This is a genomic window from Undibacterium sp. WLHG33 (assembly GCF_049544815.1).
In the GTDB taxonomy this organism is placed as follows: Bacteria; Pseudomonadota; Gammaproteobacteria; order Burkholderiales; family Burkholderiaceae_D; genus Undibacterium.
Genome location: NZ_CP186697.1, coordinates 348,584 through 367,708 on the forward strand (window position 1 = coordinate 348,584; position 19,125 = coordinate 367,708).

22 protein-coding genes are annotated in these 19,125 nt (G+C 49.4%); 16 read left to right on the plus strand and 6 right to left on the minus strand.

Going from position 1 to position 19,125, the window contains the following annotated elements:
• The first annotated feature begins 12 nt into the window (after positions 1–12).
• The 14 genes from rpsE to ACOTSW_RS01685 all read left to right on the plus strand — a co-directional run bounded on the left by rpsE (position 13) and on the right by ACOTSW_RS01685 (position 9,284).
• Complete coding sequence (rpsE, locus tag ACOTSW_RS01620; RefSeq protein ID WP_110255927.1) at positions 13–531, plus strand: 30S ribosomal protein S5; 519 nt, start codon at positions 13–15, stop codon at positions 529–531.
• A 10-nt stretch (positions 532–541) separates the two neighbouring features.
• A complete protein-coding gene (gene rpmD, locus ACOTSW_RS01625; RefSeq protein WP_186884638.1) occupies positions 542–721 on the plus strand; it encodes a 50S ribosomal protein L30 in 180 nt (59 codons plus the stop codon).
• 28 nt (positions 722–749) lie between these two features.
• Positions 750–1,181 carry a 50S ribosomal protein L15 gene (gene rplO / locus ACOTSW_RS01630; protein ID WP_186884639.1) on the plus strand — a complete coding sequence of 144 codons (432 nt, stop codon included), beginning with the start codon at positions 750–752 and terminating at the stop codon, positions 1,179–1,181.
• 25 nt (positions 1,182–1,206) lie between these two features.
• Entirely contained in the window at positions 1,207–2,544 is a 1,338-nt protein-coding gene (gene secY / locus ACOTSW_RS01635) for a preprotein translocase subunit SecY (RefSeq protein WP_423680648.1), read from the plus strand.
• 24 nt (positions 2,545–2,568) lie between these two features.
• Complete coding sequence (gene infA, locus ACOTSW_RS01640) at positions 2,569–2,787, plus strand: translation initiation factor IF-1 (protein ID WP_005663428.1); 219 nt, start codon at positions 2,569–2,571, stop codon at positions 2,785–2,787.
• Between the two features lie 33 nt (positions 2,788–2,820).
• Positions 2,821–2,934, plus strand: coding sequence for a 50S ribosomal protein L36 (rpmJ, locus tag ACOTSW_RS01645; RefSeq protein WP_014004415.1), 114 nt, complete (start codon positions 2,821–2,823; stop codon positions 2,932–2,934).
• A gap of 28 nt (positions 2,935–2,962) precedes the next feature.
• Positions 2,963–3,328 (plus strand): 30S ribosomal protein S13, encoded by a 366-nt coding sequence (gene rpsM, locus ACOTSW_RS01650; RefSeq protein ID WP_186884641.1) that lies wholly within the window; start codon positions 2,963–2,965, stop codon positions 3,326–3,328.
• A 31-nt stretch (positions 3,329–3,359) separates the two neighbouring features.
• Positions 3,360–3,764, plus strand: a complete 405-nt coding sequence (rpsK, locus tag ACOTSW_RS01655; protein WP_110255932.1) for a 30S ribosomal protein S11 — start codon at positions 3,360–3,362, stop codon at positions 3,762–3,764.
• A gap of 196 nt (positions 3,765–3,960) precedes the next feature.
• A complete protein-coding gene (rpsD, locus tag ACOTSW_RS01660; RefSeq protein ID WP_423680650.1) occupies positions 3,961–4,584 on the plus strand; it encodes a 30S ribosomal protein S4 in 624 nt (207 codons plus the stop codon).
• A 102-nt stretch (positions 4,585–4,686) separates the two neighbouring features.
• Entirely contained in the window at positions 4,687–5,664 is a 978-nt protein-coding gene (locus tag ACOTSW_RS01665; RefSeq protein WP_423680651.1) for a DNA-directed RNA polymerase subunit alpha, read from the plus strand.
• 121 nt (positions 5,665–5,785) lie between these two features.
• Positions 5,786–6,181 (plus strand): 50S ribosomal protein L17, encoded by a 396-nt coding sequence (gene rplQ, locus ACOTSW_RS01670; protein WP_423680652.1) that lies wholly within the window; start codon positions 5,786–5,788, stop codon positions 6,179–6,181.
• 16 nt (positions 6,182–6,197) lie between these two features.
• Positions 6,198–6,683, plus strand: coding sequence for a divalent-cation tolerance protein CutA (cutA, locus tag ACOTSW_RS01675; RefSeq protein WP_423680653.1), 486 nt, complete (start codon positions 6,198–6,200; stop codon positions 6,681–6,683).
• 80 nt (positions 6,684–6,763) lie between these two features.
• Complete coding sequence (gene dsbD, locus ACOTSW_RS01680; RefSeq protein ID WP_423682228.1) at positions 6,764–8,491, plus strand: protein-disulfide reductase DsbD; 1,728 nt, start codon at positions 6,764–6,766, stop codon at positions 8,489–8,491.
• Positions 8,492–8,645: 154 nt separating this feature from the next.
• Positions 8,646–9,284: a peroxiredoxin gene (locus ACOTSW_RS01685; RefSeq protein ID WP_423680654.1), complete on the plus strand. Its 639-nt coding sequence runs from the start codon at positions 8,646–8,648 to the stop codon at positions 9,282–9,284.
• A gap of 107 nt (positions 9,285–9,391) precedes the next feature.
• Here the strand turns inward: ACOTSW_RS01685 and ACOTSW_RS01690 are convergent, their stop codons facing one another.
• The 6 genes from ACOTSW_RS01690 to yihA all read right to left on the minus strand — a co-directional run bounded on the left by ACOTSW_RS01690 (position 9,392) and on the right by yihA (position 15,992).
• Complete coding sequence (locus ACOTSW_RS01690; RefSeq protein WP_423680655.1) at positions 9,392–9,928, minus strand: GNAT family N-acetyltransferase; 537 nt, start codon at positions 9,926–9,928, stop codon at positions 9,392–9,394.
• A gap of 114 nt (positions 9,929–10,042) precedes the next feature.
• Complete coding sequence (sbcB, locus tag ACOTSW_RS01695; RefSeq protein ID WP_423680656.1) at positions 10,043–11,485, minus strand: exodeoxyribonuclease I; 1,443 nt, start codon at positions 11,483–11,485, stop codon at positions 10,043–10,045.
• Positions 11,486–11,625: 140 nt separating this feature from the next.
• Positions 11,626–12,720 carry a magnesium transporter CorA family protein gene (locus ACOTSW_RS01700; protein ID WP_423680657.1) on the minus strand — a complete coding sequence of 365 codons (1,095 nt, stop codon included), beginning with the start codon at positions 12,718–12,720 and terminating at the stop codon, positions 11,626–11,628.
• Positions 12,701–13,948, minus strand: coding sequence for a sterol desaturase family protein (locus tag ACOTSW_RS01705; protein WP_423680658.1), 1,248 nt, complete (start codon positions 13,946–13,948; stop codon positions 12,701–12,703). The genes ACOTSW_RS01700 and ACOTSW_RS01705 overlap by 20 nt, the downstream gene beginning before the upstream one ends.
• A gap of 154 nt (positions 13,949–14,102) precedes the next feature.
• Entirely contained in the window at positions 14,103–15,113 is a 1,011-nt protein-coding gene (gene hemB, locus ACOTSW_RS01710; RefSeq protein ID WP_423680659.1) for a porphobilinogen synthase, read from the minus strand.
• A 171-nt stretch (positions 15,114–15,284) separates the two neighbouring features.
• Positions 15,285–15,992, minus strand: coding sequence for a ribosome biogenesis GTP-binding protein YihA/YsxC (gene yihA, locus ACOTSW_RS01715; RefSeq protein ID WP_423680660.1), 708 nt, complete (start codon positions 15,990–15,992; stop codon positions 15,285–15,287).
• A 211-nt stretch (positions 15,993–16,203) separates the two neighbouring features.
• Here yihA and ACOTSW_RS01720 point away from each other — a divergent pair, with 211 nt between their 5' ends.
• On the plus strand, positions 16,204–16,869 hold the full coding sequence (locus tag ACOTSW_RS01720; RefSeq protein WP_423680661.1) for a c-type cytochrome: 666 nt from the start codon (positions 16,204–16,206) through the stop codon (positions 16,867–16,869).
• A gap of 80 nt (positions 16,870–16,949) precedes the next feature.
• Positions 16,950–19,106: a cytochrome c biogenesis protein ResB gene (locus ACOTSW_RS01725; RefSeq protein ID WP_423680662.1), complete on the plus strand. Its 2,157-nt coding sequence runs from the start codon at positions 16,950–16,952 to the stop codon at positions 19,104–19,106.
• Positions 19,107–19,125 lie beyond the last annotated feature (19 nt).

The window sequence follows — 19,125 nt, forward strand, 5'->3', positions numbered from 1 at the left end:
GGAAAATTTGTCATGGCAAAAATGCAAGCAAAAACAGCAGCCGACAAGCCGGATGATGGCATGCGCGAAAAAATGATCGCGATCAACCGTGTAACCAAAGTGGTTAAAGGTGGTCGTATCATGGGCTTCGCTGCATTGACAGTCGTAGGCGACGGCGACGGCCGTATCGGTATGGGTAAAGGAAAGTCTAAGGAAGTTCCTGTTGCCGTACAAAAAGCGATGGAAGAAGCTCGTCGTAAGATGATCAAAGTGACTTTGAAGAACGGTACTTTGCAGCACACCGTTACTGGTAAGCACGGCGCGTCTTCCGTCATGATTTCTCCTGCAAAAGAAGGTACTGGCGTTATCGCCGGTGGTCCAATGCGCGCGATTTTTGAAGTAATGGGTATTGTTAACGTTGTTGCTAAATCCAACGGTTCGACAAACCCTTATAACATGGTTCGTGCAACTTTGAATGGTCTGGCTAAGATGAGTACTCCATCTGAAATCGCTGCAAAGCGTGGCAAGACCGTTGAAGAAATCCTCGGTTAAGGAGAGCGCGATGACTAAGACAGTAAAAGTGCAATTGGTCAAAGGTCTGATCGGCACACGCCAGGATCACCGTGCTACGGTACGTGGTCTGGGGCTGCGTCGTGTTAATTCAGTTTCTGAATTGCAAGACACGCCAGCAGTACGCGGCATGATCAATAAAGTCTCGTATCTTGTGAAGGTTGTAGCGTAAGTCGTCAGACTTATGTTCGGAGCAAATTATGGAATTGAATAACATACAACCTGCTGATGGCGCTAAACACTACAAACGTCGTGTTGGTCGTGGTATCGGCTCAGGTTTGGGTAAAACAGCGGGTCGCGGCCATAAAGGTCAGAAATCTCGTTCCGGCGGCTTTCATAAAGTTGGTTTTGAAGGCGGTCAGATGCCTTTGCAACGTCGCTTGCCAAAACGTGGTTTTAAATCACTGGCAACACCGTACAAAGCAGAAGTTCGTCTGACGGACTTGGAAAATCTGCCAGTCACTGAAATTGATATCTTGGCTTTAAAGCAAGCTGGTGTTGTTTCTGAGCTCGCACGTGTAGTTCGTGTGATCTTGTCTGGCGCGATTACTAAGAAAGTAACTTTGAACGGCTTGATCGTCACTAAAGGCGCTAAAGCTGCAATCGAAGCTGCTGGCGGCACGATCGCTTAATTCACTGCAGACACCGGAGCAATAATTGGCAACATCTCCACAACAAGCTAAAAGTGCAGCAAGCGGGTTTCCCTGGGGGCGACTCTGGTTCTTGCTTGCGGCACTGGTTGTCTACAGGATTGGCGCTCATGTACCTGTTCCTGGTATAGATCCAACTGCATTGGCAGATCTGTTCAAACAAAACCAGGGCGGTATTCTGGGGATGTTTAACATGTTCTCCGGTGGTGCACTATCACGGTTCACCGTGTTTGCACTCGGTATCATGCCGTACATCTCGGCATCGATCATTATGCAACTGATGTCTATCGTTTCTCCTCAACTGGAAGCACTGAAAAAAGAAGGTGAATCCGGTCGTAGAAAAATTACTCAGTACACCCGCTATGGAACCTTGTTGCTGGCGACAGTGCAAGCTTATTTCATCGCGTTTGGTTTGGAAGCGCAACCTGGGCTCGTTATTGATCCGGGTCTTGCTTTCCGCTTTACCACTGTGGTGTCTTTGGTGACTGGAACGATGTTTCTGATGTGGCTTGGCGAGCAGATTACTGAGCGTGGTTTAGGTAATGGTATTTCTATCATTATTTTCGCCGGTATTGCTGCTGGTCTGCCTGGTGCACTGGTAAGTTTGTTTGAGTTGGTTCGTACCGGCTCTATGCATCCTGCCTCTGTATTGTTGATTTGCGTCATTGCTGTAGCTGTTACGTTCCTGGTGGTGTTTGTCGAACGTGGTCAGCGCAAGATCCTGGTTAACTATGCAAAACGGCAGGTTGGGAATAAAGTGTACGGTGGTCAAAGCAGTCATTTGCCACTGAAGTTAAATATGGCTGGGGTTATTCCACCTATTTTTGCTTCGTCAATTATTCTGTTCCCAGCAACAATTACAAGCTGGTTCACCAAAGGTGCAGATTCTTCAACAAGTGGTTTTATAACTTTCTTGAAAGATCTGGCTGCATCAATGGCGCCGGGTGAGCCGATTCACGCGTTGTTGTATGCTGCTGCGATTGTTTTCTTCTGCTTCTTTTATACCGCCTTGGTATTTAACAGCAAAGAAACAGCTGATAATTTGAAGAAGAGTGGTGCGTTTGTTCCTGGCATTCGTCCAGGTGATCAGACTGCCCGCTATATCGACAAAATTTTGATGCGTCTGACGCTGGCTGGTGCGGTTTATATCACGCTGGTCTGTTTGTTACCTGAATTTCTGATCGCCAAATGGAAAGTTCCTTTCTATTTCGGTGGGACTTCACTGCTGATTATTGTGGTCGTGACCATGGATTTTATGGCGCAGGTACAAAACTATGTCATGTCGCAGCAATATGAATCGCTGCTTCGTAAAGCAAATTTCAAGGGCGGGATTCCTTCGCGCTAATTTGCTGAAGGGATAGCAGATCGAATGGCAAAAGACGACGTTATACAGATGCAGGGCGAGATTCTGGAGAATCTTCCGAATGCAACATTTAGAGTTAAGTTGGAAAACGGGCATGTTGTACTAGGCCATATTTCCGGGAAGATGCGGATGAACTATATTCGTATTCTTCCAGGTGATAAGGTGACAGTGGAATTGACGCCTTATGATTTGAGCCGGGCGCGAATAGTGTTCCGAACCAAGTAAATTAAAAGTGAACAAGAAGGGAAGAGGGCAAAAATGAAAGTTCTCGCATCAGTTAAGCGGATCTGCCGCAACTGCAAAATCATCAAGCGCAAAGGTGTTGTTCGTGTTATCTGCACAGAACCACGCCATAAACAGCGCCAAGGTTAATTTAACGTTATTGAACGAGGAATAACGAATGGCACGTATCGCAGGGGTTAATATCCCAAATCATCAGCATACTGTAATCGGCTTAACAGCGATCTATGGTATTGGCCGTCCACGCTCACAGAAAATCTGTGAAGCAACAGGTGTTTTGACCAACAAAAAGGTTAAAGATCTGGATGACAACGAGCTTGAGAAGCTTCGCGACGAAATCGGTAAGTTTATCGTCGAAGGTGACTTGCGTCGTGAATTGTCCATGAACATCAAACGCTTGATGGACTTGGGTTGCTATCGCGGCTTGCGTCATCGTAAAGGCTTGCCTTGCCGTGGCCAACGTACACGTACTAACGCACGTACACGTAAAGGTCCACGTAAAGCAGCTCAATCTTTGAAGAAATAATCCAGGCTAGCCCGGATCCAAGGAAATCATTATGGCAAAAGCACAAAACAACGCAGCAGCAGCACGTGCTCGTAAGAAAGTTAAAAAGAACGTTGCAGAAGGTATCGCACACGTTCACGCTTCTTTCAATAACACCATCATCACGATCACTGATCGTCAAGGCAATGCGCTATCTTGGGCAACTGCTGGCGGTGCTGGTTTTAAAGGCTCACGTAAATCTACTCCGTTCGCAGCTCAGGTTGCAGCGGAAGCAGCAGGTAAAGTTGCTGTTGAATGCGGTATCAAAAATCTGGAAGTTCGCATCAAAGGGCCAGGCCCAGGTCGTGAATCTTCAGTACGCGCATTGAATAATCTCGGCATCAAGATTTCTTTGATCCAAGACGTAACTCCAGTGCCACACAACGGCTGCCGCCCTCCAAAGCGTCGTCGTATCTAAGCGGTAGCATATGCTGCTGGCGTTCTGACGGTTTTTCCGTTAGAATGCAAGCCCGCCATTTTGTTGGCGGGTTTTGTGTTGGGAAATTTATTTCAGGCTTTAAGCAATTTGCTTTCGCCTTTAAGACCACTGTCTGATAGCAAGCAGATCAGACTAGCGCAGCCAAGTTCTGCGTCATTTATAAAAGGAAAATATTGTGGCACGTTATATCGGACCAAAAGCTAAGTTATCCCGTCGCGAAGGCACGGACCTGTTTCTGAAAAGCGCACGTCGTTCTTTGGATTCAAAGTGCAAATTAGATGTAAAACCAGGTCAACACGGTGCTAAGTCTGGCGCACGTACTTCTGACTTCGGTAATCAATTACGCGAAAAACAAAAAGTTAAACGTATGTACGGCGTTCTGGAACGTCAATTCCGCCGCTACTTCGCTGAAGCTGATCGCCAAAAAGGCAACACAGGCGAAACACTGTTGAAATTGCTGGAGTCCCGTCTCGACAACGTTGCGTACCGCATGGGCTTCGGTTCCACACGCGCAGAAGCACGTCAGTTGGTCAGCCACAAAGCATTCACAGTTAACGGTATCGTTGTCAACATCGCTTCCTATCAAGTGAAAGCTGGTGACGTTGTTGCTGTTCGTGAAAAAGCGAAAAAACAAGTTCGTATCGTTGAAGCCCTGTCTCTGGCTGAGCAGTCCGGCATGCCTTCATGGGTAGCGGTTGATGCGAAGAAAATGGAAGGTACTTTCAAATCCATGCCAGATCGCAGCGATATCGCTCACGATGTCAACGAATCTCTGATCGTTGAATTGTATTCCCGTTAATTTTAGTTTCACCGCCTGCCTGTTTTGCGACAGGCAGGCTTTTTCTTTAATGCCGTCAGCCTTATCGGTGTAACGAACCGAGGGTATTGAAAAGGACATTTCATGCAAAACAATCTGTTGAAGCCACGTATTATCGATGTGGAAATGCTGGGTGCCGGTCACGCGAAAGTTGTGATGGAACCGTTTGAACGTGGTTACGGCCACACTCTGGGCAATGCGCTGCGTCGCGTGTTGTTGTCGACGATGGTTGGTTATGCGCCGACTGAAGTCGTGATCGCCGGTGTTGTTCATGAGTATTCATCCCTCGACGGCGTTCAGGAAGACGTTGTTGATATTCTGTTGAACTTGAAGGGTGTTGTATTCAAGTTGCACAATCGTGACGAAGTGACACTGACACTGAAAAAAGACGGCGAAGGTGCTGTACTGGCTTCTGACATCGAATTGCCACATGATGTTGAACTGATCAACCCAGACCACGTCATCGCTAATCTGACTGCCGGTGGTAAGCTGGACATGCAGATCAAAGTTGAAAAAGGTCGTGGCTATGTGCCTGGTAACGTTCGTCGCTTGTCTGAAGATGCGAACAAAACAATCGGTCGTATGATTCTGGATGCATCATTCTCTCCAGTGCGTCGCGTTTCTTATTCCGTTGAGTCCGCTCGTGTTGAGCAGCGTACCGATCTGGATAAGCTGATCATCAATATTGAAACGAATGGTGTGATCACACCAGAAGAAGCGATTCGTCAATCCGCACGCGTGCTGGTTGATCAATTGAATGTCTTCGCAGCCCTGGAAGGTACAGAAGCGGCAGCAGAAGCCCCATCCCGTGCTCCGGCTGTTGATCCTGTTCTGTTGCGTCCGGTCGATGATCTGGAACTGACAGTACGCTCAGCAAACTGCCTGAAAGCAGAAAACATTTACTACATTGGCGATCTGATTCAACGTAGTGAAAATGAACTGTTGAAGACACCAAACCTGGGTCGCAAATCTTTGAACGAAATCAAAGAAGTGCTGGCATCCCGTGGCTTGTCTTTGGGCATGAAACTGGAAAACTGGCCACCTGCAGGTCTGGAAAAATAATTAGTCTGAATGAACGGTTTTTAACAAAGCCGTTCATTTTTTTATCGTAGTAAAAATAATTACCGGCCCGCGACAATGTTGTCGATAGAAGAGCTGGCAATGAAATCTGAAAGGAAATACCATGCGTCACCGTCACGGCTTACGTAAGCTGAATCGTACTTCTTCCCACCGTCTGGCTATGTTGCGCAACATGACAGTATCCCTGTTGCGTCACGAAGCGATCAAAACAACATTGCCAAAAGCAAAAGAATTGCGCCGCGTTATCGAGCCGATTCTGACTCTGGGTAAAGTTGATACATTGGCTAACAAGCGTCTGGCTTTCTCCCGTCTGCGCGATCGCGAAATGGTTGTTAAACTGTTCGCAGAACTCGGTCCACGTTACGCAAATCGTAACGGTGGCTACCTGCGTATCCTCAAAATGGGTTTCCGCGTTGGCGATAATGCGCCTATGGCATACGTAGAACTGGTTGATCGTCCAGAAATCACTGATGCTGCAGATGCTCCAGTAGCAGAATAATCGAAGAAAAATTTCTTTGATTGAAAAGGCCCGGTTAATCCGGGCTTTTTTTATTCGTGCTGTATGCGTGCGGGTAGCGAGGTTGGTTCTGATATTTGTTCTGTCTAATCTGGCAACTTCAGTTTGGATTGCTCTTAATCATGTGACTCTTGATAAAATGCGTGATATGAAAATAAATGATCAATCAATAGTGCTGGTAATGACAAATTGTCCGGATAAGACCGTTGCCCAGACGATCGCAAAAAGCATATTGAAAAAAAATCTCGCAGCGTGCGTGAACATCATGCCGGAAATGATGTCTCTGTACACATGGAATGGAAAAGAAGAAGTGGCAGCGGAAGTGCAGTTGCTGATCAAGACAACGGCACATGTTTATCCTGAACTGCAGACATTGATCTGCTCCCTTCATCCTTACCAGACACCGGAAATCATTGCTATACCCGTCGTTGACGGCCTACCCAGCTATCTGCAATGGGTACACGAACAAACAGGACTTGAATGAACACGCATCTCAACGTAACACCTCTGCCTCAATTGGGCTTTATTCCTTCCGGCGTTACACAAGTGCTACAGGCGTTGTTAATGACCGTATTTTTGCTTTTCAGCAGCGTCGCGGCTGCTGACGAGTTTCTCGATCCAGAAGTTGCGTTCAAGGCGTCTGCAACGATGGCGGAGCCCGGCGTCGCTGAAGTGACGTTAAGCATTGCTGACGGTTACTATTTATACCGTGAAAAATTGAAATTCAGCGCGACCGGCGCTAAGCTCGGCGAAGTGATACTGCCTGCTGGTAAGGTAAAGTTTGACGAGACATTCCAGAAAGACGTAGAGACTTATCGTAAGTCTGTGGTGATCAGGGTTCCGGTGCAGGCTGCGGGAGTCTTTGTACTGAAAGTCGGCAGACAAGGATGTGCAGATCAGGGCTTGTGCTATCCGCCGTTGGAAAGCGAATTCAGACTGAGCATTTCAGCCTCTAATGCCGCTGTTTCCACCTCATCGGGCAGTGCAGACCTAAGTAATACCGATGCCGCGCCGGATGCGGAAAGTAGCAGTATCAGTGCTGCATTAAAGAGCGGTAAGTTATCCGTGATTCTGCCTTTGTTTTTCATTCTTGGTCTGGGCTTATCGCTGACACCTTGCGTGCTGCCTATGGTGCCAATTTTGTCTTTTATTATCGTTGGTGAAGGCGCGGGTGTCAGTCGTACGCGTGGATTCACGTTATCGCTTGCGTACGTACTAGGAATGTCTCTGGTGTACACAGGAATGGGGGTTGCTGCCGGTCTCGCCGGTGAGGGCTTGGCCGCCACCCTGCAAAATCCATGGGTATTGGGTGCATTTTCCTTATTGATGGTGTTCTTTGCGTTGTCGATGTTTAACGTCTATCAATTGCAAATGCCAGCGGCATTGCAAACTAAGTTAACTGAAATTTCCGAAGGTCAGCGCGATAGCAAATTTGGAAAATTAATTGGTGTATTCCTGATGGGAGCGATCTCGGCGCTGATCGTCGGGCCATGTGTTACCGGTCCATTGCTAGGCGCGCTGGTCTACATCAGTCAGACGCGCGATGTGATTGTCGGTGGTGCAGCGATGTTTGCGATAGCAGTCGGCATGGGCGTACCTTTGCTGTTACTTGGTATCTCTGCCGGCAGCCTGTTACCACGCGCCGGTATCTGGATGGAAAATATCAAGCGCTTCTTCGGTGTGCTGATGCTGGCGATGGCCTTGTGGATGATCTCGCCGGTCATTCCCGTCTGGTTACAGATGCTGGGATGGGCGACGCTGCTGATCTGCTACGCTGGCTATCAGTTATTTTTCCATCGTTCAGGTTTACCAGGAAAGCTCATTGCTGCAGTGTTTGGCATGCTGGGCTTGCTGCAACTCGTTGGTGTCGTCACAGGTGGGCGCGATATCTATGCGCCTGTCGCTCATCTGTTCGGCACGCAGACGCATGGTGCTGTGTTTGTCCGTGTGCGTAATGTAGCTGAGCTGGATGCAGCATTGGCGCAGAGCAAAGGAAAAACCGCGATGCTGGATTTCTATGCTGACTGGTGCGTCTCTTGTAAAGAAATGGAAAAACTGACGTTCACCGAAGCCAAGGTAAAGGCAAAGATGGATGCAATGTTGCTGCTGCAAGTCGATGTTACAGCGAACAATGCGGACGATAAAGAAATGCTGAAACGCTTTAAATTATTCGGGCCTCCGGGCATCATTTTCTTCAATAATCAAGGCATGGAAATTCCGGATAGTCGCGTCGTTGGCTTCCAGAATGCGGAAAAATTCTTACAGTCATTGACAAGAATCGAAGGTAAATAAATGGCTGGGAACAACGCTGCATTCTCGCAGCGTTGTCTGATTACTTCTCTGCCGCGCACTTATACACAAGCAGATATAAGCATCCAACTTCTCTGTTCTTGAGAAATCGAGAGTCAAGATTTATAGTCAAACTCTACATTTTTGGGAGAGTAAGATGACTTTACGTTTAGGCGATATTGCACCGGATTTCGAGCAGGATTCTTCTATCGGGAAACTGAAATTTCACGAGTGGGCCGGTAATTCCTGGGTGGTATTATTTTCCCATCCGGCAGATTTCACACCGGTCTGCACGACAGAACTCGGCCTGACGGCGAAGCTCAAGCCAGAGTTTGATAAACGCAATGTCAAAGCGATTGCCTTGTCGGTGGATGGTGCCGATTCACATCTGCAATGGATTAAAGATATTGAGGAAACACAACAGACCGTGGTTGGCTTCCCCATCATTGCTGACGCTGACCGCAAGGTTGCCGCCTTGTACGACATGATTCATCCGAATCAGTCAGAAACTGTCACGGTGCGCTCGCTGTTCATTATTGATCCGAATAAAAAAGTCCGCCTGATCATTACTTATCCGCTGACTACAGGCCGTAATTTTGATGAAGTCTTACGTGTGATCGATGCCTTGCAACTGACCGATAGCTATACGGTCGCAACTCCAGGCAACTGGCGTGACGGTGACGATGTGATTATTCCTTTGTCGATCAAAGATGAAGACGTGATCAAACAGAAATATCCTAAAGGTTACAAAGCGCCGAAGCCATATCTGCGCATTACACCTCAACCAAATAAATAAGTGTCGCCCAGCCCGTCAATCAAACAACCCCGGTCTTTGCACCGGGGTTTTTAATGGCGTCGAGACCTGAATCCACATAGTTCATCGGATTCGTGGTGCCGCTCGTATCAGGCGTTCTGCAAGGCTTCCCATTCGCTGCGCAACAAGGCATACATCTTGACATCGACAAAGCGCCCGCGATTGTATGCCGCACCGCGCGCGACACCTTCAAATTGAAAGCCGTTCTTGACCGCGACTTTTTCAGAACCGGTATTACCCGCTTCCATGTGAATTTCCAGACGGTTCAGTAAAGTGGTTTCAAACAGGTAGCGCGTGAGTAGCGCCACCGCTTCGCTCATGATGCCTTTGCCGTGCAGATCGGTAGAGAAAAGCGAGTAACCAATTTCGCGCGATTGAAAATACGGCACTGTTTTGAAATGGAATACCCGACCCAGTATCTGTTCATCGTCGCCAATGATCAGAAAATATTCCATGTTTTCTTTAGAGCTGTGTTGCTCCTCGAAGCGTTTTTCTAGCTGACCCGGCAGCATCAGTTCGGTTGGCAGCCATGGCCCGCGTGTATCGAGATTATTGAGTAATTCTATGAGCTGCGGTATTTCTTCTTTTTTAGGATGGCGTAAATAAAAGCAGCTACCTCGTATCATTGTGACTCCTTAAAATTAATGTAAACATCTGCATCATCATGCGTTGCTTCACAGGAAATGCTCTGGAAAAGTGGATGAATAGTCAGCCTTTGTTTTACACGCAGGATGATATTTTCAACGCATAGGCGTGATGTGCTCAGCGTAATCATATAAAGCGCCGAGTATCTCTTCTGAACGTTCATCGGCGTCTTCCGATAATTGATCGATGCGCTCAAAAAACTGTTCCACCGTCATTGCATTGCCCAACCCTTCATGCAGGCGCGCGGCGCGGTGTTGTTCCCATGTTTCTGCTTCTTCCGCACTCAGCGTTGCGGGGAAATTTCTGGCGCGATAGCGGAACAGCAGTTCTTCCAGGCGGCTATCCTGAAAATGGGCGGAGGCTCGCGCCAGTTGTTCTGCTGGCAGTGCCCGCAGCTCGTTCAATAAGCGGCGGTCAGCGTTGCCGATGAAGCCGTTGTACAAATCTTCGTCAACATCATTACCCGCTGATAAGCCGTTCGCGGCAGAGCGGTCAAACACCGCGTCCCAGATAGGCGCCATGTCAGGTGCATGGGCTGCTGTGGCAGCGTGCGCCATGACGGCAGTCATATCGATGCCCCAATGCGCGGCGCGTTCTGCAGACAGGGTTTTCAGATTGCTGATGACGATCGGGGACTTATTGATGTGGATGGTTTTGATCGGCAGACGGCTCACACCTTCCGACAAATCGCTGCTTTTGCTGAACATGCGCAGCTGAATTTCTTCGCTGCTGAGCGAAAATAATTCAGCCGGATCGGCGCTCAGATCCCAGACGATGATTTCATTTTTATTAGTCGGATGCATCGCCAGCGGCCACATCACGCTGATGCATCCGCGCTCTGCCGGAATCATGCCGGTGATGTGCAGAAACGGCTTTTGCACGGGCCAGCCTATCTCTTCCATGACGCGGTCTTTTTTGCGCAGACTCAGGCAGAAATCAAACAGTCGCGGATTTTTTTCTTTCAGCAAACGCGCCATCGCAATCGTGGCGCGCACATCGGATAAGGCGTCATGCGCGGCTTCATGGCTGAGGCCGTTGGCGGCGGTCAGATGTTCTAGGCGAAAGCTGACTTTGCCTTCTTCGTTGCGCGGCCACTGTATGCCGTCGGGACGCAGTGCATACGCGGTACGCACGACATCAAGAATATCCCAGCGGCTGCAATTATTTTGCCATTCGCGGGCATACGGGTCGATCAGATTACGCCAGAATAAAAAACGGGTGACTTCATCATCGAAACGTATGGTGTTGTAGCCAACGCCGATGGTACCGGGTTGCGCGAATGCGGCTTCGATTTGCTTGGCGAACTCGTGTTCGGGAACGCCGAGCTGCAGGCAAGTTTGGGGCGTGATTCCGGTGATCAGGCAGGCTTGCGGATCAGGCAGAAAATCGGGCGCGGGCTGACAATACAGCATCAGTTCGTCGCCGATTTCATTGAGTTCCGCATCGGTGCGGATGGCGGCAAATTGCGCCGGGCGATCGCGGCGTGGCACGGCGCCGAAAGTTTCATAGTCGTGCCACAGAAAGGTCAGTGCTTGCATGGAATCGTCGGGAATGGCTGCAAAAGTGAGAGAAATATGTTTAAAAACAGATGAAATATACTGGGGGGGAGTATTTTTAATCGCCCAATGTTTATAAGGACATGAAGGGCATTTAAGCACATACTCCCCAAAAAAACGTGTTACCGACGGGAATTGCGCAGGCGGTCTTCGAGGTAGCGCTGGCTGCGGAAAAATATCAGCAGCAGTACGACAATGATGCCCATAGCACCCATCGTGATCCAGAAACCGGAAGCATTTTTGAGCAACGGCATGACTTCAAAATTCATACCGAAAATCCCGGTAATCAGTGTCAGAGGCATGAACAAGGCCGTGATGACTGTCAGGGTACGCATGATTTCGCTCGTACGGTGCGCCATCGCAGAAAAGTGTATCTGCACCGCCGATTCCAGCGATGCTTCGAGGCGACGCGCATGATTCAGCACGCGACTGATGTGTTCCATCACATCGGTGGTGCGAACCAGCAATAAATCTTTCGCGCGGCTTTGCGCATCGTCATTGCCGTCATGCGTATCGACGATATGGTCACGCAATTCCTGCAAGGCATCGTGTTGTTCTTCACACAGATTATCGAGCTTGCGTAATTCCAGACGCGAATCGAGCAAGGCCATCCAGTTATTGAACGGGCGGCGCGGGTCCAGCAGCGCGTGCTGCCAGCGCTCGAGTTGCTGGGTCAGTGGCTGACGCAATTCCAGATACTGATCGACCATCGCATTGAGTAAGCGCAGCATCAGATCTTCGGGCGACGCTGGCAAGCGACCATGACTGCCGCCATCGGCTTTGGCCTTGTAATTCAGCAAGCGGGCGCGGGCGTTGTCGATGGTTTTGCTGTTCGCCGCACGGACGGTGACAAGCGCATGACTGAAGACAAAAAAGGACACCGGAACGGTCAGTAATTTATTCAGTGCGGCCGGCATTTTTCGTTTTTCTGCGGTGTCAGTTGCGGCTGCTTCGCCGTTCAGTGCGAGCTTGCGGAACACCACCATTTCGTAGTCATGCGTGTTATCAAAGTTCGAAGGATGACTCAGATTGACCGCATCGCTCAGATGCAGATCATAAATGTGAATGCCGGTCAGTCGCTCGACTTCTGCCCGCCATGCCTCTGGGTTACTGCTGACTTCATCATGGCTTGCATCCAGCCACAGAAAGCCTTGCGGCGTGACTGAAGAGTCCGGATTGAGTAAAACCTGATTGTCGTTAATGTGAAAGATATCCATGCGGTTTCGTTTTAAAAATCAGTAAGAGCGCCAGTAAGCAAGCCGCGCAGGCGGTAAGGATGCAGGCCTGCGCCGTACTGGTGAGTGTGCTGATGCCAAACCAGCTTGATGTCGTCAGCACCATCGCAGCACAGATTGCAATTCTGAATGCTTCGAACAGCGCAAAGAATTTTTGCTGTTGCATCAGACCGCCGATGATCCAGAAACCGGCCAGCAACCACATTGCATAGAGCATCAGCGAAACGCCACCGGCGGTATTTGCGCTGAGTAAAAAATGCGTTGTGATATTCAGTCCCAGCGCGAACTGCGCGAGACAGTACCACATCAGCGCGCCTTGCAATGGCGGATTATATTCTGGCCGTTGCAGATCGAATGTGACGGGCGCAGAGCGTGCCGCCAGATCGGCAGGTTGCCATCCCGGCGGCATCAGCCAGATCTTGAATTTATCCATCCAGCGCCGGGTACTCAGCATGTCTTTCAGCACGGCAGCATAGACTTCCGTATTGGCCCAGAATGGATTCCAGCTACGCAAGGGTTTCCGTGTGCCAAACACGACAGGATGTGCGTCCTGCTCTTCGATGAAAGTGCCGAACAGCCTGTCCCAGAGTATCAGGATACCGCCGAAATTTTTATCCAGATAGATGTCATTGACCGCATGATGCACGCGATGATTTGACGGCGATGCAAACACGCGGTCAAACCAGCCCAGCTTGCCGATTTGCTGCGTGTGTATCCAGAATTGATACAGCAAATCGATCAGTCCCACGACGATGAATACTTCCGGCGGATAACCGAGCAATGCCATCGGTAAATAAAATATCCAGCCGAATAAATGGCCGCTGCTGGTTTGCCGCAACGCGGTACTCAGATTGTAATGTTCACTTTGATGATGGACGACATGCGCTGCCCACAGCAGGTTCGTCATATGACCCATGCGGTGCAGCCAGTAATATAAAAAGTCATACAGCAACAGACCGCTGAGCCAGACCCAAGGTTGATCTGCTGGCAGCGTGGCGATGGCAAAATGTTGCGCAACCCAGACGTAAATACCGATAGATAATAACTTCAGAAAGACGTTAATAATCTGGCTCATCACGCCCAGGCTGAGGCTGTTGATCGCATCATTGACGCGATACGCATGGCGCTGCCTGCGCATGGCGACGTAGGCTTCGAGCGCGATCAGCAGAAAGAATATCGGGCTGGCAAAAGTGATGACTTTTTCTTGCATGCGCTTCACCGTCAAAAGAGAAAGGAAGCAGTGATGCTACACGGCTCAGGACATCTTGGGAATGCCTGTAGCCGTGATGCAGAATGCTGTCTTGCAGCATCGCTGGCGGCAACATTCTGTAGTGGCAGGACACCGGTTTCACCGGTATCGTGATTCAGGCGTGTCGCAGCAAGCGAGCGATGTCGCGCGCAAAATAGGTCAGTACGCCATCGGCACCGGCACGTTTGAATGCCATCATGGATTCCATCATGGTCTTGTTGTGATCGAGCCAGCCATTTTGCGCCGCCGCTTTAATCATAGCGTATTCGCCGCTGACCTGATACGCGAAGGTAGGCACCCTGAATTCATCTTTGACGCGACGCACCACATCCAGATACGGCATGCCGGGTTTGACCATCACCATATCGGCGCCTTCGGCCAGATCGAGTGCCACTTCGCGCAAGGCTTCGTCACTGTTGGCCGGGTCCATCTGATAAGTCGCTTTATCGCTCTTACCGAGATTGGTCGCGGAGCCAACCGCGTCGCGGAAAGGACCGTAGAAAGCAGATGCATATTTAGCGGAGTAAGCCATGATGCGGGTGTGAATAAAATTGTGTGCTTCAAGCGCATGACGAATCGCACCGATGCGACCATCCATCATATCGCTGGGGGCAACAATATCCGCGCCAGCGCGGGCATGCGTCAGTGCCTGACGCACCAGCATTTCGGTGGTCTCATCGTTCAGCACATAGCCATTGGCGTCGATCAAGCCATCCTGACCATGACTGGTATAGGGGTCCAGTGCGACATCAGTGAGTATGCCGAGTTCTGGAAAACGGCTTTTCAACTCGCGAATCGCACGTGGCACCAAGCCGTCAGGGTTGGTTGCTTCGATGCCATCCGGGGTTTTTAAAGCGGGATTGATGACCGGGAATAAGGCCATCACCGGAATACCGAGTGCGACGCATTCTTCTGCAACGCCCAGCAGCAGATCGACGGAGACACGATCCACGCCCGGCATGGATGCCACTTTTTCGCATTGATTGACGCCATCGAGTATGAATACCGGATAAATCAGATCAGCAGAGGTAATGGTATTTTCACGCATCATTGCGCGTGAAAAAACATCCTTACGCATGCGACGCATACGCACGGCAGGGAAAAGATTAGGTTTGTTTTGGGCCATGATGAATTAAAAAAAATTGTCAGGTAAATGAAACTTTTTGGGTTGAGCCACATCTTAACGCACAGGTTAGGAATCATGATCTCCGAGCCTACCGCTTCTCCTCCCTGAGCGGGCACCGTTCGTCCCTATTCGTATCGGTGTTATTTCACCCCGGCAAAAGCCGGGGTTTTTTTATTCGCTTTCCGGCAAGGGTTCTGTCTTTGCCGGTTCAGTAGGGCGGTCCAGACCCAGCAGCCGCTGAATCGCGGCATCGGCTTCTTCTATGCCGGTGCGTTTTAAGGCAGAAAATAACTGTACGCTGTACGGAAACAATGGACCTTCATCATCCGCGTAGCTGGCGAGGATGTCTTTGGCCTGGCGCAAAGCATTCGCAGATTCAGTCTTATTTAACTTATCGGATTTAGTCAGAATACAGTGTATCGGTTTGCCAGTAGGAGCAAACCATTCGAGCATCTGAACGTCGAGATCAGTAAATGGGCGACGTGCATCCATAATCAGCACCAGCGCTGCGAGCTGTGTGCGTCGTTGTATGTAGGAACCGAGTAACTGATTCCAGTGATTTTTCGCGGCACCCGGCACTTCAGCGTAACCATAACCGGGTAAATCGACCAGCAGCGCACGGATCTCATCTACCCGGGTTTCATCTTTACGATGCATCGCGACATGCGCTCCGCCGATAGAAAAATAGTTGATATGCTGGGTGCGACCGGGAGTCTTTGATGCAAAACAAAGCTTTTTCTGGTTGCATAGGGTATTAATGGCGGTTGATTTGCCTGCATTGGAGCGACCGGCGAATGCAATTTCCGGTACATGGGTACGCGGCAGGTCACGTAAGTGATTGACCGTAGTAAAGAAGCGGGCTTGCCAGAGGATAGACATAGAGGAAAGGAAAAATTGAAAAATGCAACAGTCAGCAGTAAAAACGCCTGAAAGCTATTGTACAATAAGGGGTTCGGTAACGGGCGGTAGCAACATCGTACTGACCCCTTCTGGTTGTTTCCAGGGTTTGATCCGGGTGAATTCAGATCAGACCAGTAGCTACGTGTCGCCATCAGGGCAGATTTCTATTATTTAGTCTCAGGGTGTTTGAATGAACCGTGCTTTCTTACCATTTTTCAAGTCCATCGGCGTCGCTATTCTGGCGGTGTCCTCGATTGCTTCCGCGTATGCCAATGAACCAGCCAAGGCTGTCAAAGCAGATCCGGCCAAAGGCGAGGCGCTGTTCACTAACGGTGACCCGGCGCGCGGCATCGTTGCCTGCGCATCCTGTCATGGTGCTGGCGGCAATTCCACGATTACCGTCAATCCAAAATTATCCGCTCAGCACGATGCATACATCGTGAAACAGTTGCAGGATTTTACCGGCCCTGATCGTAACAATGCGGTCATGACGACTTTCGCTAAAGCGATGACGGCAGACGATATGAAAAACGTCGCTGCTTATTTATCGAAACAAAAATCGCAGCCAGGTTCGGCAAAAAATAAAGACATCGTTGAACTGGGTAAGCAGATTTATCGCGGCGGTATCGCTGAGAAAAACGTACCTGCCTGCGCGGGTTGCCACAGCCCTAACGGTGCAGGTATTCCAGCTCAGTTTCCGCGTATCGCTGGTCAGCATCAGGATTACACGATTGCTCAGCTGACTAACTTCCGTACAGGTGCTCGCAAAAACAGCGCGCAAATGGTCACTATCGCAAAAAAAATGTCCGATGATGAAATGAAGGCAGTTGCAGATTACGTCGCCGGATTGAAATAACAGATTACGACAAGCTAAAGACAACAGGAGGGGGTGGCGCAAAGCCATCCCCTTTTTTTTCAGGTTTTTCTCGGAGCAGTATGGAAAACAAAACAGAAGCCGGTATCGTGGATGATCCGGTGGCCGACACTGGCGGCATACAGATTGCCACCCGTAAATTATGGCTGGCCGATGCGATAGAGTTACTATCGTCTATGCGTTTTGCGATCAGTTTGTTTGTAATGATTGCTATTGGTGCAGTGATAGGAACAATTCTTAAACAAAACGAACCTCTACCTAATTACGTCAATCAATTTGGTCCGTTTTGGTACGAATTTTTTGAAATATTTAGCTTGTATTCTGTTTATTCGGCTTGGTGGTTTTTATTATTGGTTTTGATATTGGTTACGTCAACCACACTTTGCATAATTAGAAACACTCCCAAAATGGTGAAAGACATGCGTAGCTGGCGCGATAACGTGCGCGAGCAGTCATTGCGCAATTTCGGCCACAAAGCAGAGTGGGCCTCAGTACGTCAGCGTTCACAATTGCTGGCAGATATGACGCAACATCTTGCACGTATCGGCTATCAATTCAAAGTCGTGGAAAAAGAAGGTGCGACCCTGATTGCAGCCAAACGAGGTGCGGGAAATAAATGGGGCTATATTTTTGCGCATGCCGCGATCGTGATTATTTGTATCGGCGGTATGCTGGATTCGGAGCTTCCTATCCGTTTTCAGCAATGGTTTATGGGCAAGGTGCCCTTTGATGGCAGCGGTATTATTGCCAATATTCCACAGCAGCACCGCTTGCCGCTGGCGAATCCCACTTTCCGTGGTAACACCATGATTCCTGAAGGAGCCAGCAGCAATACTGCAATTATTCCGCAGCAAACCGGCGTCCTGATTCAGGATTTGCCGTTCACGATCAAGCTGAATAAATTCACGATCGATTTCTACAGCAGTGGCATGCCTAAGTTGTTTGCCAGCGATGTCGAGGTGACCGATCATGACACAGGTAAAAAATTCAACTCGACGATTAAGGTGAATCAGCCTTTGATTTACAAAGGTGTCGCGGTCTATCAATCGAGTTTTGAAGATGGTGGCAGTCGTCTGAAATTAGCCGCATTTCCTATGTCAGGGGCATCTGCGACCAGTTTTGAAGTCGCAGGCGAAGTCGGTGGGAGCACACCGCTGAATGGGCAAGGTGGTAGTGCTTACACCATAGAGTGGTCAGGATTCCGCCCATTCAATGTCGAAAATATGACGCAGAATGGTGCCGATGTACGCGCAGTCAATACCGGTAAATCGTTTAATGAAAAATTCAGCGCAGATCTCGATAAACATCTCGGCTCTGCTGCCAAGAATGCGAACAACAAGGATTTGAAAAACGTCGGCCCCAGTGTGCAATACAAATTGCGCGACAAAACCGGGCAGGCAAGAGAATTTCATAATTACATGCAACCTGTATTGGTGGACGGTGATTACATGTTTCTTGCTGGGACCAGAGATAGTCCGGCAGATACCTTCCGTTATTTGCGTATTCCTGCCGATGATGACGATACCGTGAAGGAATGGATGCGTCTGCGCGCCGCCGTCGCTAATCCTGCATTGCGCGATGCCGCCGCGCAGCGTTATGCCGTCAGAGCCTTGCCTGCAAAAATGGATAATATGTCGCAGATGCAACTGCAATTGGCAGAGTCGGCGAAAAAAAGTCTGGGCATTTTTGCCGGTGATGGGAAGCAGGCTGGTTTCGTGGCGATTTCGAAATTCTTAGAGCAGATTCCCGCTGCAGATCAGGGTAAGGCGGCGGATGTATTTATGAAAATTCTGAACGGCAGTATGTGGGATCTATGGATGCTGGCGCGTGAGAAAGACGGTCTGCCCGCGCTGGAACTGACTGAGAAACACGGTCGTTTCCTGCAATTGTCGATTGGTGCGATGTCGGACGCTTATTTCTATGGTGCGCCGGTGTATCTGCAACTCAGGGGCTTTGACGAGGTCAAAGCATCGGTATTGCAAGTGACCCGTTCACCGGGGAAAAACATTTTTTATCTCGGCTGCTTATTTTTAGTCATAGGCGTGTTTGCGATGTTTTATATCCGTGAGCGACGTTGTTGGATCTGGCTCAAAGACGACGGACAGGGGACGAATACACTGATGGCCCTGAGTTCACAACGCAAAACCCTGGATTTTGAAAAAGAGTTCGGCGAACTGAAGGCGCAGCTGGGGCAGGTGATCAGTAACGGTCAGGCGTAAGAATGTAATCAGAACAAAG

Coding starts and splice junctions, on each gene's coding strand:
- sbcB (WP_423680656.1), bottom strand. CDS start 11,485: ATGCAAGCACTGACCTTTCTGTGGCACGACTATGAAACTTTCGGCGCC.
- ACOTSW_RS01705 (WP_423680658.1), bottom strand. CDS start 13,948: ATGCAAGAAAAAGTCATCACTTTTGCCAGCCCGATATTCTTTCTGCTG.
- rpsM (WP_186884641.1), top strand. CDS start 2,963: ATGGCACGTATCGCAGGGGTTAATATCCCAAATCATCAGCATACTGTA.
- yihA (WP_423680660.1), bottom strand. CDS start 15,992: ATGTCTATCCTCTGGCAAGCCCGCTTCTTTACTACGGTCAATCACTTA.
- ACOTSW_RS01725 (WP_423680662.1), top strand. CDS start 16,950: ATGGAAAACAAAACAGAAGCCGGTATCGTGGATGATCCGGTGGCCGAC.
- ACOTSW_RS01685 (WP_423680654.1), top strand. CDS start 8,646: ATGACTTTACGTTTAGGCGATATTGCACCGGATTTCGAGCAGGATTCT.
- rpsK (WP_110255932.1), top strand. CDS start 3,360: ATGGCAAAAGCACAAAACAACGCAGCAGCAGCACGTGCTCGTAAGAAA.
- rpmJ (WP_014004415.1), top strand. CDS start 2,821: ATGAAAGTTCTCGCATCAGTTAAGCGGATCTGCCGCAACTGCAAAATC.
- dsbD (WP_423682228.1), top strand. CDS start 6,764: ATGACCGTATTTTTGCTTTTCAGCAGCGTCGCGGCTGCTGACGAGTTT.
- ACOTSW_RS01665 (WP_423680651.1), top strand. CDS start 4,687: ATGCAAAACAATCTGTTGAAGCCACGTATTATCGATGTGGAAATGCTG.
- rpsE (WP_110255927.1), top strand. CDS start 13: ATGGCAAAAATGCAAGCAAAAACAGCAGCCGACAAGCCGGATGATGGC.
- ACOTSW_RS01720 (WP_423680661.1), top strand. CDS start 16,204: ATGAACCGTGCTTTCTTACCATTTTTCAAGTCCATCGGCGTCGCTATT.
- ACOTSW_RS01690 (WP_423680655.1), bottom strand. CDS start 9,928: ATGATACGAGGTAGCTGCTTTTATTTACGCCATCCTAAAAAAGAAGAA.
- hemB (WP_423680659.1), bottom strand. CDS start 15,113: ATGGCCCAAAACAAACCTAATCTTTTCCCTGCCGTGCGTATGCGTCGC.
- ACOTSW_RS01700 (WP_423680657.1), bottom strand. CDS start 12,720: ATGGATATCTTTCACATTAACGACAATCAGGTTTTACTCAATCCGGAC.
- rplO (WP_186884639.1), top strand. CDS start 750: ATGGAATTGAATAACATACAACCTGCTGATGGCGCTAAACACTACAAA.
- rpmD (WP_186884638.1), top strand. CDS start 542: ATGACTAAGACAGTAAAAGTGCAATTGGTCAAAGGTCTGATCGGCACA.
- infA (WP_005663428.1), top strand. CDS start 2,569: ATGGCAAAAGACGACGTTATACAGATGCAGGGCGAGATTCTGGAGAAT.
- rplQ (WP_423680652.1), top strand. CDS start 5,786: ATGCGTCACCGTCACGGCTTACGTAAGCTGAATCGTACTTCTTCCCAC.